We start from the raw sequence: 15831 nt of genomic DNA, 5'->3' as shown, positions 1-15831 counted from the left end.
GAGAGGTCTTCCTGGCGTGAACTATCTCCTGCGACGGCTGGCGACGTTTCCTCTCGTCCTGCTTGGCGTGTCCATCCTGGTCTTCGTCGCGATCCGGATGGTGCCTGGCGATTCGATCACGGCGATGCTGGGAACCGAGGCCGGCCTGCTGACGCCGGCGCAGCGCGATGCGCTCGCCGCCTATTTCGGCATCGACCAGCCCTGGTTCGTCCAGTACTGGCGCTGGATCGGCGGCATCCTGCACGGCAATTTCGGCATATCCGTCACCTATGGCAGGCCGGTTCTCGACGTCATCCTCGATCGCTTCCCGCTGACCTTGGAGCTGGCGCTCCTCTCTATGATCATCGCGCTCCTGGTCGGCATGCCGGCGGGAATCTACGCCGCCACCCACAGCGAGAAGCTGTCCGACCTCGGTGTGCGCGTCGTCGCCATGATCGGCCAGTCGACGCCGAGCTTCGTGCTTGGCTTGCTGATCATCTACACGCTGTCGGCGGGCTTCGGCGTACTGCCGGCGATGGGTGAATTCGTGCCGCTCTGGCAGGATCCCTTGCGCAATCTCAGCCAGTTGATCCTGCCCGCCATCACGCTCGGCTTTGCCTTCGCGGCATCGGTCACCCGCATTGCGCGCTCGGCAATGCTCGACGTGTTGAGCGACGATTATGTGCGCACCGCGCGCAGCAAGGGCGCTTCGGCGCGCAGCGTCATCTGGCGGCATGCGCTTCCCAATGCGCTGATCCCTGTCGTGACGCTGAGCGGCATAGAATTCGGCTACCTCCTGGGCGGCGCCGTCATCGTCGAACAGATCTACGCCCTGCCCGGCCTCGGACGCATGGTGCTCGACGCGATCCTGCAGCGCGATTACGCGCTGGTGCAGGGCAGCGTGCTGTTCATCGCCTTCAACTTCATGATCGTCAATCTCCTGGTCGACCTCGCCTATGTCGCGCTCGATCCGCGCATCCGGCTGGGGGAACAGTGATGCGCATCCTGCGTGCCATCTTCGGCCATGGCAGCGGCCGCATCGGCGGCGTCATCGTGTGCGTCTATCTGCTGCTTGCCATCCTCGGCCTGCTCGGGCTGACGCCGCACAATCCGATCACGCAGTACCGTATCGACCGGCTGCATGCGCCCAGCGCCGCCTACTGGATGGGCACCGACCTGTTCGGCCGCGACGTCGCCAGCCGCCTGATGGCGGGCATCGGCCAGTCTTTTACCGTCGCCTTCTTCTCGGTGGCCTTCGCGGCGCTTGCCGGAACGATCCTGGGGTTGGCCGCCGCCTGGCTCGGGCGCCGCTGGGACGGCGTCGTGATGCGGATCATGGACGTGCTGCTGGCCTTCCCGGCGATCCTCCTGGCGCTGCTCATCGTCACCGTTGCCGGCCCCGGCACCTGGACTAGCGTCGTTGCCATCGGCATCGTCTACACGCCGATCTTCACCCGCGTGGTGCGCGGCCCCGCGCTGTCGCTCAAGACACGCGAATTCGTCGATGCCGCGCGAACCTTCGGCAGCAGTTCGAGCTATATCGTCACGCGCCACCTGCTGCTCAACCTCGTGGCGCCGTTGACTGTGCAGGTGACGCTGGCGCTCGCCTGGGCGCTGCTGACCGAAGCCGGCTTGAGCTTTCTCGGCCTTGGCACGCAGCCGCCCGCCGCGTCGCTCGGCCTGATGCTGAGCGACAGCCGCAATTTGATGGAAACGGCACCCTGGCTGCTGATCTTCCCAGGCCTGGCGATCATGATCAGCATTCTGGGCTTCAACCTTTTGGGCGACGCCTTGCGCGATATTCTCAACCCGAGGATGCGGAGCGCGTTCGCATGACCCCGCTCTTGTCAGTCTCGGACCTGCGCGTCGGCTTCGGCCGCAATCCTTCGGCCAATGAGGTGGTGCGCGGCGTCAGTTTCGATATCGCCGACGGCGAGACGCTGGCCATTGTCGGCGAAAGCGGCTCGGGCAAGTCGGTGACGGCGCTGTCGATCAACCGGCTCGTCGATTTCGGTGGCGGCCGCATCACCGGTGGCTCGATGAAGCTCAAGCGGGCCAATGGGACCGTCTTCGAGTTGACGACCGCGACCGAACCGCAACTGACCGGCATTCGCGGCGCCGAGATCGGCATGATTTTTCAGGAACCGATGACCTCGCTCAACCCGGTGCTGACCATCGGCACCCAGATCGAGGAATCGTTCCGCCTGCATCGCGGCCTTACCGGCCGGCAAGCAAGGGCGGCAGCCCGGGACGCGCTCGACCGCGTGCGCATTCCCGATGCCGCGCGCCGGCTGAAATACACGCCCAACCAGCTGTCCGGCGGCATGCTGCAGCGGGTAATGATCGCCATTGCACTGGCCTGCAACCCGCGCCTGCTGATCGCCGACGAGCCAACGACGGCGCTCGATGTTACCGTGCAGGCGCAGATCATGGCGCTGCTTGCCGAGCTGAAGCGCGAAAGCGGCATGTCCGTCATCTTCATCACCCACGATATCGGCCTGGTTGCCGGCATCGCCGACAAGGTGATGGTGATGCAGAACGGGCAGGCCGTCGAACAGGGTGAGCTCAACCGGATCCTCGACAGCCCCCAGCATCCCTACACCCAGCATCTGCTGCACGCCGTGCCGCATTTCGCCAGCGGTCGCGCGACGCGCTCGGATGGGCAACGTGACAACGGCGCGAGCGCCGAACCGGCCTTGAAGGTCGATGGCCTCGTGGTTCGGTTTCCCCTCAAGAGCAGTTTCTTCAGCCGCGCCACCGGCGCGGTGCATGCCGTCGACGGCGTCGATTTCGACCTGATGCACGGCGAGACGCTGGCCATCGTCGGCGAGAGCGGTTCGGGCAAATCCACTGCCGCCAAGGCGGTGCTGGGGCTTGTGCGGCCGGCGCGCGGCAGCTTCTCGGTCGGCGCCCGAGCGGCCTCGCCGAGGCGCAGCGCCAGGCCCATGCAGATGGTGTTCCAGAACCCTTATGCCTCTCTCAATCCAAGGCTGGCGATCGAGAGCATTCTGGCGGAACCCGTGATCGCCACCGGCGGCCGGGTGGATGCCGAAACGCGGGCCAGAATGGCGCGCTTGCTGGAACGCGTCGGCCTGCCCAAGAACAGCCTCGAGCGCTATCCGCATGAGTTCTCCGGTGGCCAGCGGCAAAGGCTGTGCATCGCCCGCGCGCTGATGCTCAACCCGTCCGTCGTGGTCCTCGATGAAGCAGTGTCGGCGCTCGATGTGTCGGTGCAGGCCAAGGTGCTGGAGCTGCTGGTCGACCTGCAGCGTGAGTTTGGGCTGGCCTATCTCTTCATCTCGCATGACATGGCGGTGGTCGAGCGGATCGCGCACCGCATCGCGGTCATCTATGCCGGCCAGATCGTCGAGATCGGCGACGCGGCCTCGGTGCTGTCCAATCCGAAGCATTCCTATACGAAGAAGCTTATATCAGCCGTTCCGACTATCGACCGGCGACATGAGCGTTTCGAACTGGATACGCGCCAGGTGCCTTCGCTGGTGCGCCCGAGAGGGTTTGAGCCGGCGCCGGCGCGATGGGAGCAGTTTGGCGGGGATCATATGGCGAGGGTGGAGGTGTGATGGACGGTGCACTGGGATATGCAAGGTCGGCGGGACAGCACCCCCCTCTGGCCTGCCGGCCATCTCCCCCGCAAGGGGGGAGATTAGCAGCTTCGGCATCCCGCCCCTTCCTGCGACGTCGGCGATTGGCGAAAGCCGCTATTACGGCCAATCTCCCCCCTTGCGGGGGAGATGTCCGGCAGGACAGAGGGGGGTGCGAAGGATCGCCGACTTTTCCGTTTGACGACATGCCCACGTGCGGAGGCTGGCATTGAGCCCCCTTGCCCAGCTCTTCGACCGCGCGTTCCAACCGCTCGCAGCGGCAGTGGCGGCCAAGCGCATTCCCGGCGGCGTGCTCGGCCTGGTCGGCAGAAATGGCGAGCGCATCACCAGAGCGATCGGCTCCGCGCAGCTTGTGCCTAAAGTCAGGCCGATGACCGTTGAAACCTGGTTCGACCTGGCGTCGCTGACCAAGGTGATCTTTACCACGCCGCGTATCCTGGCGCTGGCGCAGGACGGCATCATCGATCTCGACGCGCCGCTGATTTCCCTGCTTCCCGACCTTCGCCAGTATGACGCGAACGCATGGGAGCGGAAGGTGACCTTTCGCCAGTGCCTGGGCCACCAGACGCCCTTCCCGGCCGTCGAGCCGATCTACACCTATGGGCGCGACCCCGAACTGCTGCGCGCCTTCGTCCTGCAGCGCGAATGGCGGGCGCGCGACCCTGTCTATTCCGACATCAACTTCATCCTGCTCGGCTTTGCGATGGAGCGGCTGTCGGGCAAGAGCATCCGCGCCGTGGAACCCGGCCCGGGCTTTGCCTGGTTCGCGGAACCCGATGCCGCCGCGGCGACCGAGGACTGCACCTGGCGCCATCGCGTGCTGTCCGGCGAGATCCACGACGACAATTGCTCGGCGCTGCAGGGCGCCGGCCATGCCGGTCTGTTCGGCACGGCCGCTTCGGTGCTCGATTTCGCCTGGGGATTGCTGGACGGAACCGGCGCATCCGAACGGTTGATCGCGCTGATGCGCGAGCCCCTGTCGGCCACCCGCACCCATGGCTGGGAGCGCCCTTACCAAGGCTGGTCCGGCGGTGCGCTGTGCGGTCCGGGAACGATCGGCCACACCGGCTTCACCGGCACAGGATTGTGGATCGACTTCGACAAGGGCAAGGCGTGGACCTTGCTTACCAACCGGATCCATCCGACACGTCATTTCGACAGCGGCATCGTTCAGCTTCGGCAAGCGGTCGGCGACCTCATCAATGGAGCTCAATGATGGAACCAATCTGGGCCGTCGGCCTGATGACCGGCACGGTGCTTGACGGCAACATCGATGTCGCCCTGATCAAGACCGATGGCGAGCGGATAGACGATTTCGGCACTTACCGGCTGATGCCCTATCCCGCGTCGATCCGGTCGCTGCTGGAAGAGACGCTGGCGGCGGCGCGGGCCTGGAATTTCACCGGGCCGGAACCTGCGATTTTTCGCAAGGCCGAAGAGGCGCTGACGCGCGCGCAGTCGGCGGCGGTGAAGGAACTCGTGGAAGGTTACGGCATGACGATGGCCGAGATCGGGGTCGTCGGCTTTCACGGCCAGACCGTGCTGCATCGCGCGCCGCAGGTCGGACGGCTCGGCCAGACCCGGCAGCTCGGCGACGGCGAGCTCATGCATGCCATCCTCGGCACCAAGGTCGCCTACGATTTCCGCTCGGCCGACATGCGCGCCGGCGGACAAGGCGCGCCTTTGGCCGCTGCCTATCACACCGCGCTGATGCGCGGCGCCGGCGCCAGTGGCGAGGTGGCGGTGCTCAATCTCGGCGGCGTCGCCAACATCACCTGGTGGGACGGCGCCGACAATGTCATCGCCTTCGACACCGGCCCCGCCAACGCGCCGCTCAATGACTTCATCAAATCGAAGGGGCTCGGCGAAATGGACCGCGACGGCGCGCTTGGCGGCGCGGGAAAGGTGGACGAAGCCCGGCTCGCCAAGCTGTTGCAGCATCCCTATCTGACCAAGGCCTATCCGAAATCACTCGACCGTTTCGATTTCGGCGCGGCCATGGCCGACAGCCTGAGCGCCGAGGATGGCGCGGCCCTGCTCACCGCCTTCACCGCGTCCGCTGTCGGCAAGGCGCTCGACCTTCTGCCCAGCCGGCCGAAGAAGCTGGTGGTCAGCGGTGGCGGTCGCCACAACCCGACAATGATGGCGATGCTCGCCAGCCGCGCCGGGGTCGAGGTCGTGCTGGCCGAAAGCCTCGGCTGGAGCGGCGACGCGGTGGAGGCGGAGTGTTTTGCCTTCCTCGCGGTTCGCGTGCTGCGCGGCCTGCCGATCAGTTTCCCGAGCACGACGGGCGCGCCGCGGCCGATGCGCGGCGGAAAGCTGGCTGGCTGATCAGTCGACCAGTTTCTTCCGCAGGAAGATGCGGCTGCGGCGGACAGGGAAATCGGCCAGCGTCCCGAAAGGCTGGTAGCCTTGCCTCTGATAGACCTTGGCGGCGTTGGGATTGAATGTGTCGATCCAGGCGTTTTGGCAGCCGCGCGCCACGGCTTCGCGTTCGGCCGCGTCGAGCATCCGGCCTGCCATGTGCTGGCCGCGCAGCCTTTCGTCGACCCACAGCCACTGCACGTAGAGCCAGCCCCAGGCGGTGTAGCCTGAAATGCCGGCGACGATCGCCCCGATCTCGTCGCGCACGAACACCGCCAGCGCCTTCTTTTCGGACGCGCCGACATCGCCGTCGTTGAACGCCGTCAGCCGTTCACTGAGAAAGGCGAGTTCTTCCGGCAGGGGATCGGCGGTCGTTTCAAGTGTCGTGTTCATGGCTTTCGCGATACTCACTTGGAAAGATCAAGAGGGACGGAAATCAGATGCGGCGATGCCATAGCGCTTGAGCTTGTCGTAGAACGTCTTGCGCGGCACGCCGAGCGCGTCGATGGCGCCGCGCACGTCGCCGCCATGGTCGCGCAGCGCGTCGCGGATGAGCTGCGCCTCGTAATGCCCGACCCGCTCCGGCAGTGCGGCGGCGGGCGCTGGCAATCGTGCGGGCGAGAACCTGGTTTCGTCATCGGGACCAAGACCGAGCGCGACGCGATCGGCGAAATGGGCGAGTTCGCGCACATTGCCCGGCCAGTCGTGCGACTGGAGATGATGGCTCACGGCGGCGTTCACCTTGGCGACAGGCCGGCCAAACCGTTTCGCCGCCTTGCCAAGGAAGTGGCCGAACAGCATCTCGATATCGCCGCGCCGCTCGCGCAGCGGCGGAATGCGCAGCGTCACCACGTTGAGGCGGAAATAGAGATCCTCGCGAAAATCGCCGCGCTGGTCCTGCCGGCCGAGATCGACCTTGGTCGCCGCGACGACCCGGAGATCGAGGCGCCTTGTTTCGTTCGAGCCGAGCGGGGTGAGGCTGCGCGTCTCCAGCACCCGCAACAGCTTGACCTGCAGGGCCGGCGGCATGGATTCGATCTCGTCGAGGAACAGCGTGCCGCCGCTGGAATGCTCTATGCTGCCGATCCGCCGTCGCTGCGCCCCGGTAAACGCGCCGGCCTCGTGCCCGAACAGCTCGCTTTCGATGACGGTCTCGGGCAGAGCGCCGCAGTTCAGTGCCACGAACGGCTTTGCACGCCGCCGGCCCCACCGGTGCAGGAGGTCGGCCACCACTTCCTTGCCGGTTCCGGTCTCGCCCTCCACCAGCACGTCGACGTCCATGTCGGCGATCTGGCGCAAGGTCTCGCGCAGCCGCCTTATGGCCGGCGCTTCGCCGATCAACGGCATGCCGTCCGCGGCAAGTGCGGCGGCTTCGCGGAGCCGCCGGTTTTCCATCACCAGCCGCCGCTTCTCCGATGCACGCTTCAGCGCCTCGACCAGACGCTCCCCCGCATAGGGTTTCGGAATGAAATCATAGACCCCGTCCTTGAGCGCGGCGACCGCAAGATCGACATCGCCATGCCCGGTGACCAGGATCACCGGCAAGTCGGGATCAACAGCCTTGACGCGGTCGAAGAGTTGCAGCCCATTCATGCCGGGCATGCGGATGTCGCTGACGACCACACCCTCGAAGTCCCTGTCGACGACACCAAGCGCTGCCTCGGCGGCGTCGAGCCCGATCACCGTGAAGCCGGCAAGTTCGAGCAGTTGCGTGGTGGCATGCAGCAGATCCGCATCGTCGTCGACAAGCGCGACCAGCCCCGATCCCTGCGTCATTCGATCCGCCTCAAGTCGATGGTGAAGGATGCGCCGCTGGCGGTGTCGGGGTCGAGCCGCAGCGTGCCGCCCAATTCCTGGGCGATCTCCTGCGAGATCACCAGGCCAAGGCCAAGCCCCTTCTCCTTGGTGGTCTGGAACGGCATGAACAGATTGCCGGCGGCTTCCGGGCCGAGGCCGGGACCATTGTCGCGCACCGAAATCAGCACGCGGTCGCCGCGTTCGGCGAGGTCGATCTCAATGCGGGGATCAGGCCGGTCCTTCATGGCGTCCAGCGCGTTCTGCAACAGGTTCACGAGGATCTGCTCCAGCCGGATGCGGCTTGCCATCACCAATGGCGATGCGGTGCCGCCCGGCTTGACGATGGTGACGCCGGAATCGCGGATGCGGCCGGACAGCAGCGACAGCGCGCCCTCGATCGCCTCGCGTACCGGCAAGGGCGAGGCAGCGACGCCAGGCCGTCGCGCAAAGGTGCGCAGCGTGCTGGTGATCGCGCCGATGCGCTCGGTCATCGAGACGATCGAGGTCAGGTTGCCGCTTGCCGGTTCGGTCTTGCCGGCCTGGAGAAAGCGGCCGGCATTCTCGGCATAGGTGCGGATGGCGGCGACCGGCTGATTGATCTCATGCGCCACGCCGGCGGCGATCTGGCCGAGGATGGAGAGCCGGTTGGCCTGGGCAAGATCGTCGCGCAGCCGGCGGACCTTGGCCTCGGCGTTTTCGCGCTCGGCGATTTCGCCGGCAAGGGCCGTGTTCGATCGCGTCAGTTCGGCGGTCCGGGAACTGACCCGGCTTTCGAGTTCGGCATTCATGCGCGCCAGCGCCTCCTGCCGCAGCCGGCGTGTGCGCCGGCGCCGGGTGAACACATAGGCAAGCAGCCCCATCAGCAGCAGCCCGAGCAGTGTCGTCAGGCGCGCCGTGTTGGCGGCGGCGGTCAAGGCGACATCGGCGGGCGTCAGCAGCCACAGGCGCCAGCCGGGGACGGCACCGGGCAAGTCCTGCACCACCTCGACGAACCGGCGCGATTTTCCGGCTTCTTCGATCGTCGCCAGGCCGTCACCGGCGCCACGCCGTATCGGCAGCGGCTCGAAGGCGGCGTCGACCAGTTGAAGCTGGTCATGCGCCGCGGCGGCATCCGCGGCGGAGAGCGGCGCCAGCGCATGGAACCGCCAGTCGGGCTGGCTGGTGGCCAGAACGACGCCGCGCTCGTCGGTGACGAAAACGAGAAAGCCGCTCGCCCGCCAATTGGCTTCGACACCGCCGAGTTCGACCTTCAGAACCGCGACGCCAAGCGGTTTGCCACCGTCGTCGACACGGCCGGCAAGGTAGAGTCCCGGCTTGCCGCTGATCGTGCCGAGGCCATACTGGCTGGCCGCGCCCTTGGCCATCGCATCGGTGAAATAGTGGCGAAAATTATAATCGATGCCGACAAAGCTGTCCGGCTGGCCGGCATTGCTGGCCGATATCGCCATGCCCGCCGTGTCGATGACATAGATGGCGGACGCCGACGCATCGCCGGCTATGGCCTTCAGCTTGGCGTCGAGCGCTGTTTCCTCGACTTTCCCGGAACGGTGCAGCGCATCACGCACCGCATCGTCGCGCGCCAGCACCAGCGGCACGAGACGTTGCTTTTCGATTTCGCCGGTCAGGGTTCCGGCCGCCAGCGGCAAGGCGGCCAATGCCCCGTCGCGCAGGTCATCGGCGGCCTGACCCTCGGCGATGCGCCCGGCGGTGGCAACCGCGCCGGCAAGCACAGAGAGCGCTATTGCCGTAAACAGCCAACGGCCACGCAGGCGCGCTACCGCTTCGCGCAGCAGGTCGCGGCCGGCAAACCCGGGGGATCCGCTATCGATGCGCTGTTGTGGCGTCGGCCCTCTCCCTTTGCTCCCCGGCTTTGCCCCCAGTCTAATGCGAAATTCCGCCCGGGCAAACAAGGCCTGTGCGGAAATCCGCACAACTCCCCGTCAAAGGCAAGGCAGGAACGGCTGAACCCAGGGATTCCGGCCTATCCGGCATCTGGCACAGCGTTTGCAAACATCCGTGCAGCGGCGGGCGACCGGAACGCCGCGATGGGAGAAGTCACGCAGGGCGGGTTCCGTCCATCCGGCCAGGGAGAGTTCGATGCATATCCCAGACCAATCCGCCGCGCCCGCCGCGCAGCGCAAGCCCCTCTATGCCCAGCTCTACGTCCAGGTGCTGGTGGCGATCACCGTCGGCATCCTGCTCGGCCATTACTATCCGGCGATCGGCGAGAGCATGAAGCCGCTCGGCGACGCCTTCATCAAGCTGGTCAAGATGATCATCGCCCCGGTCATCTTCCTGACGGTGGCAACCGGCATCGCCGGCATGAGCGACCTGCAGAAAGTCGGCCGCGTCGCCGGCAAGGCGATGCTCTACTTCCTCACCTTCTCGACGCTGGCGCTGATCATCGGCCTTGTCGTGGCCAATGTCGTGCAGCCGGGCGCCGGCTTCAACATCGACCCGGCGACGCTCGACGCCTCGACGGTCAACACTTACGCCGCCAAGGCACATGACCAGTCGGTCACCGGCTTCCTGATGAACATCATTCCCGGCACGATCGTCGGCGCCTTCGCCGACGGCGACATTCTGCAGGTGCTGTTCTTCTCGGTGCTGTTCGGCATCGCGCTGGCGCTGGTCGGCGAGAAGGGCACGCCGGTGCTCAATTTCCTGCAGGCGCTGATGGCGCCGATGTTCAAGCTGGTCAGCGTGCTGATGAAGGCAGCCCCGATCGGCGCCTTCGGTGCGATGGCCTTCACCATCGGCAAATACGGTATCGGCTCGGTCATCAACCTCGCCATGCTGGTCGGAACCTTCTACGCGACCTCGCTCCTGTTCGTGTTCGTCGTGCTCGGTGCCGTGTGCCGCTACAACGGCTTCTCGATCCTGTCGCTGATCCGCTACATCAAGGAAGAGCTGCTGCTGGTGCTCGGCACCTCGTCGTCGGAAGCGGCATTGCCCTCGCTGATGGAGAAGATGGAGAAGGCCGGTGCCAAGCGTTCGGTGGTCGGACTGGTCATCCCGACCGGCTATTCCTTCAATCTCGACGGCACCAACATCTACATGACGCTTGCCGCCCTGTTCATCGCCCAGGCGACGAACATCCATCTGTCGATATCAGACCAGATCCTGCTGCTGTTGGTGGCGATGTTGTCGTCCAAGGGTGCCGCCGGCATCACCGGGGCAGGCTTCATAACCTTGGCCGCCACGCTTTCGGTGGTTCCCTCGGTGCCGGTCGCCGGCATGGCGCTGATCCTCGGCGTCGACCGCTTCATGTCGGAATGCCGGGCGCTGACCAACTTCGTCGGCAATGCGGTGGCGACGCTGGTGGTGGCGCGCTGGGAAGGCGAACTCGACGAAGCGAAGCTGGCGAGAGCGCTGGCTGGGACCGCCGACGACAGCCTGCCGGCGGACATCGTTCCCGCCGAGTGATCCACGGTTTCATACGACGGACAATGGCCGCAAGCACGCCGCTTGCGGCCATTGTCATATGTCATCGCTATCAGACGGCATTGCGCAGCGGTGGCAGGGCCTTGCCAACGGCCGCGAAAGAGTCGCAGCGCGACAGACCGGCTTGCGGCGAGACAGGACCGCGCCAGCTTGAGCTCAGCCCTTGAAGTCCCTCCGCGTGTCCGGATATGTGCTTGGGCCGACGGGAATGGGAGCCGCCAACGTGCCCAGATCATCGAACAGGACGAGGCTGGCCGCGCCGACCAGCCCGGCATGGCGGCCGAGCCGGGCCTGGACGACCGGCACGTCGCGATAGGCGCGCATGGCGCGCTGGCGGATGGTCGCCTCGATGACGGGCGCCATCAGGTCGAGGCCATTGGCGATGCCGCCGCCAACGACCAGCACGTCGGGCGAATAGAGGTGCAAGAGGTTGGTGAAACCGACGCCCAGCCAGCGCGCCTCCTCCTCGAGCAGAGCCAGAGCGAGGTCGTCCTGCAGCCGCGCGGCCTCGACCACGTGGCGACCCGTGACCTCTGAGTTGGCCGAGAGGCGGCGCAGCGTCGAACCGTCCAAAGGAGACGTTGCGGCATTGGCGCGGCGGCCGAGCGCGGTTCCCGAAGCGATGGCCTCGAAGCAGCCGACGACGCCGCACACGCAGCGCTCGCCTTCGTTGGTGATGGTCATGTGGCCGATCTCGGCGGCAAGGCCGCGACGGCCATGCAAGATGCGTCCGTCGGCAACGACGCCACCGCCGATCCCGGTCGAGACGGTGACGAAGACCAGGGAGCGCGCACCGTGGCCGGCGCCGAAGCGCCATTCGCCGAGCGCTGCCGCATTGGCGTCGTTCTCCAGCCGCACCGGCAGGCCGAGCCGCCGCTCGAGGATGTCGGCCAGCGGCACGTCCTGCCAGCCGGCCAGCGTCGGCGGTCCGACGGCGATGCCGGCCAGCGGATCGAGCGGGCCCGGCGCGCCGACGCCGACGCCGAGGATCGACAGCCCCGGCGCTTCGGCATGAATGGTCGCGGCCAGCGCCTCGATCTGGCCGATCACCACGTCGGGGCCGGCCTGCGCCTGCGTCGGCACAGCCGCGAAGGCCAGGATCTTGCCGTCACGGTCGACCAGGGCGGCACGAAGCTCGGTGCCGCCAAGATCGATCGCGAGGGCGACTTCAATGCTCATCAGGCCGCGACCTTCAGACCATGCAGCCAGCCGATGCGGCTGGCGAGATCCTCGTCGCCGAAAGCGAGCGAACCGAGCACCACGGTCTCGGCGCCAGCGGCGCGCAGCAGCGGCACGGTTTCGTGGCGGATGCCGCCATCGGCGGCGAGCACCACGGCCGACTCACGACCAGCGTTCCTCAGGATGGCGCGGGCTTCGCCCAGCCTGTCACAGGCCTTCTCCGACAGGCCCTGGCCCTTGACGCCGATCGCGGTTCCAAGAAGCGTGACGAACGCCACTTCGGAGACGAAAGGCTTCATCGCCTCTACAGGGGTCTCCAGCCTCAGCACGACGCCGGCCTCGGCGCCGAGTTCATGCGCCAGCCGCACCGCGCGCAGACCCGCCTCGCCGTTCTCGGCATGGACGCTGATCATGTCGGCGCCGGCCTCGATGAACTGGCGCGTCTGTTCTTCGACGATTGCTTGGTCGACCATCAGATGGACGTGGACGGGCCTGGCCGTCAGTTTGGCGATACGGGCGACGAGATCGGGGAAGAACAGGAAGGACGGCGCGAAATGGCCGTCCGCGACGTCGATGTGGTGCATATCGACATAGGGTTCGATGCGCTGCAAGTCGCTCTCGAAATTGGCGAGATTGGCCGACCACGATGAGAATTCGGCGATCAGACGGTCGCGCGGCAGTGCGGCGATGGCGGCCGGGCCTGACAAAGGTTTCGAGATCATGATTGGTCCTGGTTGTTGAAATTTCTATCGAGAAAGCCGCCGATGGCGGCGCGGATTTCGGTGAAATGGCGATCCTTGTCGGCGGCTTTCGGCGTCACCTCGGTGAAGGCGGCGCCGGGGATGGTCTCAGCCAGTTCGCGGGCGGTCGCCAGGGGATGGACGAGGTCTATGCCGCTGCCGACGACGAGCGTCGGGATTGCGAGGCCGGTCGCCATCGCCCGCGTCACGCCAGGCCCCTCATTGGCGATCGCCTGCATCACCTCGGCAAAGACAACCGCGTTTTCGCGGGCGAAGAAACCGAGCAGCGAGGCGAGATTGTCCGGCGCCTCGCTGCGAAAGCGGGCCGCCGTTGCCGAAGCCGCGAAGATGTCGCGCGCCTCTTCCAGCGGGTGGTCGCGGATGAGTTCCGCCACTTCGACATAAGGGCGCATGTTTTGCGGGGCCGCGTCGAAGGTCCAGGCCGGGCGCACCAGCACAAGACCGGTGACGCGAGCCGGGTGGCGGGCCGCCAGGTGCAGTGCAATGGCGGCGCCCATCGAGATGCCACCGGCAACGAAGCGCCCCATTTCAGCTGCATCGGCAGCGGCCAGCACATCGTCGGCGAACATGGTGATCGAAAACGGACGCTTGCCGCCGGCACCTGAGCCGCCCTGCGCGCGGCATTCCACAGTCAGCCGGCGGCGCGACGGACTGTCGGGAAAGTTCAGCGCCACCTGCGCGGTATCGCCGCCGAGGCCATGCTGGAAGACGATGGGAAGCCCCTGCCCCGTGTCGAAGACGTGGAGCGCAGCGTCGTCGCGCAGCATGATCGTCGGCGCGGCACCCATCAGAGCAGCCCCCGCAGGATGGTTGCGACGCCAGGAGCTTCGTCGGCGGACAAGCCGTGCGTGACCAGCGCGCCATCGAAACCCACCCCCTTTAGCCGCGCGACGAAATCCGGGAAGTCGACGACACCCTGGCCTGATGTGGCGAAGCGGCCGTCGGCAAAACGATCCTTGGCGTGCGCCATGGCGATGTGGCCAGCGGCCTCATCGATCGCGGCGGCGACGATGGCTCTCGCTTCATCGGGCTTTGCATGCTCGAACAGGTTGGCGGGATCGAGCACGATCTTCAGATGCTTCGAACCCATCTCGGCGATCAGCCGGGTCGCATCCATGGCCGAGGTGACGATATTGGCCTGCTCGGGCTCGATGCCGAGATCGACGCCGGCCTCCTCGGCCAGCGCCAGTGCCTTCGCCATTTCGACGGCCATGTCGGACCAGGCCGACGGATCGGCATTGTCGGGATGGTATGCCCATTGGTCGGCTGCGTTGCGCGAGCCGGTGCAGAGCGTCACCAGTGGGATGTCGAGCTTGGCTGCAGTGTCGATGACCACCGCCAGGCGCCTCAGCCCGTCGTCGCGCGCAGCCTTGTCGGGATGCGCCATGTTGTAGGTGCCCGACAGCGCGGCCAGCGAAACGCCTGACGATCGCGCGGCGGCAGCAATGGCGGCGACGGCATTCGCCGGCACGGCATCCGGCATCGACGGCAGGCCGGCGCAGGCGAGATTGAACTGCGTCGTCTCGTAGCCGGCCTGCTTCACGGCAGCCAGCACGGTGGCCGGGTCGGTGCCCGCAAATGTCTTGGCGAAGATGCCGAGGCGCATCAGACCGCACCCGAAACCGAGGCAAGCTCGATCCGCTCGCCAGTCTCGACAGAGCGCGCAATCGCCACCATGGCGCGGATCGACGCGATGCCGTCCCCGACATTGGCGCCGCGCATCGGCGCGCCGGTGAGCACGGTGTCGGCAAGGCCCTCGAGCTGGCGGCGGAAGAAGTGGCCGTCGGCGCCAAGCGGTTTTCGCGAGGTCGCGTCCTTCTCATGGAAGATGTCGACCTCGCTGGCGCGGAAATACCAAGGGTTGAAGGTCCTGGCGATGATGGAACCGTTCTCGCCATAGAGCTGAAACCCTTCGTGCCAGTCCATGCGTACGGCGACGGTGAGGTCGAGATGGCCAAGCGCGCCGCTGGCGAATTCGGTTTCGACGAACCAGCAATAGGCGCCGAAGCGCTCGTTGAGGCGGGCGCGCACGGCAACGATATTGCCACAGAGGAAGCGGGCGGTGTCAACCAGATGCGATCCGTGCGCCAGCATGAAATATCGCCTGAGATCAGCCTTGGGATTTCCGCCCGGCTTTTTCGCGAGCTTGCTGGTGACTGGCAGCGGCTGCACGGCGTCGGTGTTGGTGTAGCGGTGGGTGGAGTCGCAATACCAGGCCTTCAGTGCCAGCACCTCGCCCATCTCGTCGCGAACGAAGTCGCGGGCGGCCTCCAGCGCCGGATCGAAGCGCTTCATGTGGCCGACCTGCAGCACCTTGCCGGAGCGCTTGACCGCCTCTGCCAAGGCCTCGCCTTCCTCGACCGAGGTACCGATCGGCTTTTCGCAGAGAACATGCTTGCCGGCATCGAGCGCCTTGATCGACATCGGCACGTGATAGGCATCCGACGTGGCGACGATGACTGCTTCGAGCTCGGGATCTGCGAGCATGGCGTCATAGTCGGCATACATCTTCTTTGGTTCATAGGTGGCGCCCATGCGGGCGAGCAAATCGGGTGCCGCATCGCAGATGGCGTAGAGGTCGGCATTGCCGGCCTTGACGCAGGATTCCAGATGCGCGAACTGGGCGATCGGGCCGCAGCCGAGCACACCGACCCTGAGGCGTCTGTCCTGTTTCTTGATCATCG

14 protein-coding genes are annotated in these 15831 nt (G+C 66.2%); 6 read left to right on the top strand and 8 right to left on the bottom strand.

Translation table 11 applies throughout. From position 1 onward, the window contains the following. Positions 1-16: 16 nt before the first annotated feature. The 5 genes from FJ943_RS21195 to FJ943_RS21170 all read left to right on the top strand — a co-directional run bounded on the left by FJ943_RS21195 (position 17) and on the right by FJ943_RS21170 (position 5933). On the top strand, positions 17-976 hold the full coding sequence (locus FJ943_RS21195) for an ABC transporter permease (protein ID WP_140724562.1): 960 nt from the start codon (positions 17-19) through the stop codon (positions 974-976). Continuing rightward, a complete protein-coding gene (locus FJ943_RS21190; RefSeq protein WP_140724560.1) occupies positions 976-1815 on the top strand; it encodes an ABC transporter permease in 840 nt (279 codons plus the stop codon). The genes FJ943_RS21195 and FJ943_RS21190 overlap by 1 nt, the downstream gene beginning before the upstream one ends. Next, positions 1812-3560 carry an ABC transporter ATP-binding protein gene (locus FJ943_RS21185; RefSeq protein ID WP_140724557.1) on the top strand — a complete coding sequence of 583 codons (1749 nt, stop codon included), beginning with the start codon at positions 1812-1814 and terminating at the stop codon, positions 3558-3560. The genes FJ943_RS21190 and FJ943_RS21185 overlap by 4 nt, the downstream gene beginning before the upstream one ends. A 250-nt stretch (positions 3561-3810) precedes the next feature. Then, positions 3811-4818, top strand: a complete 1008-nt coding sequence (locus FJ943_RS21175; RefSeq protein WP_140724554.1) for a serine hydrolase — start codon at positions 3811-3813, stop codon at positions 4816-4818. Continuing rightward, positions 4818-5933: an anhydro-N-acetylmuramic acid kinase gene (locus FJ943_RS21170; RefSeq protein ID WP_140724551.1), complete on the top strand. Its 1116-nt coding sequence runs from the start codon at positions 4818-4820 to the stop codon at positions 5931-5933. The genes FJ943_RS21175 and FJ943_RS21170 overlap by 1 nt, the downstream gene beginning before the upstream one ends. Here FJ943_RS21170 and FJ943_RS21165 read toward each other — a convergent pair whose 3' ends face one another. From FJ943_RS21165 to FJ943_RS21155, 3 genes are read right to left on the bottom strand one after another with little or no spacing between them, the layout of a single operon-like run. Beyond that, positions 5934-6359: a GNAT family N-acetyltransferase gene (locus FJ943_RS21165; RefSeq protein WP_140724548.1), complete on the bottom strand. Its 426-nt coding sequence runs from the start codon at positions 6357-6359 to the stop codon at positions 5934-5936. It abuts the gene before it with no gap. Between the two features lie 27 nt (positions 6360-6386). Then, entirely contained in the window at positions 6387-7742 is a 1356-nt protein-coding gene (locus FJ943_RS21160; protein WP_140724545.1) for a sigma-54 dependent transcriptional regulator, read from the bottom strand. Continuing rightward, positions 7739-9694, bottom strand: a complete 1956-nt coding sequence (locus FJ943_RS21155) for a sensor histidine kinase (protein ID WP_140724542.1) — start codon at positions 9692-9694, stop codon at positions 7739-7741. The genes FJ943_RS21160 and FJ943_RS21155 overlap by 4 nt, the downstream gene beginning before the upstream one ends. A gap of 166 nt (positions 9695-9860) precedes the next feature. Between FJ943_RS21155 and FJ943_RS21150 the strand changes: the two genes are divergently transcribed. Then, the gene (locus tag FJ943_RS21150) at positions 9861-11189 is read left to right on the top strand and encodes a dicarboxylate/amino acid:cation symporter (RefSeq protein ID WP_140724539.1); all 1329 of its coding nucleotides are present in this window, start codon (positions 9861-9863) and stop codon (positions 11187-11189) included. A gap of 174 nt (positions 11190-11363) precedes the next feature. Here the strand turns inward: FJ943_RS21150 and FJ943_RS21145 are convergent, their stop codons facing one another. From FJ943_RS21145 to FJ943_RS21125, 5 genes are read right to left on the bottom strand one after another with little or no spacing between them, the layout of a single operon-like run. Next, a complete protein-coding gene (locus FJ943_RS21145) occupies positions 11364-12386 on the bottom strand; it encodes an ROK family protein (protein WP_140724536.1) in 1023 nt (340 codons plus the stop codon). After that, positions 12386-13108 (bottom strand): ribulose-phosphate 3-epimerase, encoded by a 723-nt coding sequence (locus tag FJ943_RS21140; protein WP_140724533.1) that lies wholly within the window; start codon positions 13106-13108, stop codon positions 12386-12388. Before FJ943_RS21140 ends, FJ943_RS21145 begins: the two co-directional genes overlap by 1 nt. Further along, positions 13105-13935, bottom strand: a complete 831-nt coding sequence (locus FJ943_RS21135; RefSeq protein ID WP_140724530.1) for an alpha/beta hydrolase — start codon at positions 13933-13935, stop codon at positions 13105-13107. The genes FJ943_RS21140 and FJ943_RS21135 overlap by 4 nt, the downstream gene beginning before the upstream one ends. Then, positions 13935-14753 (bottom strand): sugar phosphate isomerase/epimerase, encoded by an 819-nt coding sequence (locus tag FJ943_RS21130; RefSeq protein ID WP_140724527.1) that lies wholly within the window; start codon positions 14751-14753, stop codon positions 13935-13937. The genes FJ943_RS21135 and FJ943_RS21130 overlap by 1 nt, the downstream gene beginning before the upstream one ends. After that, positions 14753-15829, bottom strand: a complete 1077-nt coding sequence (locus tag FJ943_RS21125; protein WP_140724524.1) for a Gfo/Idh/MocA family oxidoreductase — start codon at positions 15827-15829, stop codon at positions 14753-14755. Before FJ943_RS21125 ends, FJ943_RS21130 begins: the two co-directional genes overlap by 1 nt. Positions 15830-15831 lie beyond the last annotated feature (2 nt).

Origin of the sequence: Mesorhizobium sp. B2-3-10 (assembly GCF_006442275.1) — a bacterium.
In the GTDB taxonomy this organism is placed as follows: Bacteria; Pseudomonadota; Alphaproteobacteria; order Rhizobiales; family Rhizobiaceae; genus Mesorhizobium; species Mesorhizobium australicum.
The sequence above is the reverse complement of the archived record's forward strand: the minus strand, read 5'-3'. Positions and strand labels throughout refer to the sequence as shown.